Annotated in this window: 1 protein-coding gene; it reads right to left on the reverse strand. The window is 42.7% G+C overall.

All coding sequences use genetic code 11. The features are described 5' to 3' along the window. Positions 1-372: ABC transporter permease (locus CWC11_RS21550; RefSeq protein WP_138684227.1), on the reverse strand; the 372-nt coding region annotated here is incomplete at both ends.

Below are 372 nucleotides of genomic sequence, written 5' to 3' on the forward strand. Positions count from 1 at the left end.
GACGAGATAAATAAAGCTGGATATAGCCCAGAAAATAAACCAACCACTGTCAATGTAATTACAAGACCGAGCATAAATAGAGAGTTGTATACCAATGTCAGGGGCTGCGCGATTAACTGATTAAAGTGCGGCAATGCCAACTCAACGATTACAACCCCTAAAAACCCTGAAAACAGTACAGTCAGTAACGATTCTGACAGGAATTGTGTGACGAGTTGCGACTTACTAGCACCTAGCGCTTTACGTATGCCGACTTCTTTAGCACGCTTTGCAGCACTGGCAATATTGAAGTTAATAAAATTAGCGCTGGCTATGATCACAAGTAAAGTACTCAGCACAACGCTCACTTGTAGTGCCAAATAAGACCCGCCT

This window comes from Pseudoalteromonas sp. S3178 (genome assembly GCF_005886985.1).
In the GTDB taxonomy this organism is placed as follows: Bacteria; Pseudomonadota; Gammaproteobacteria; order Enterobacterales; family Alteromonadaceae; genus Pseudoalteromonas; species Pseudoalteromonas carrageenovora.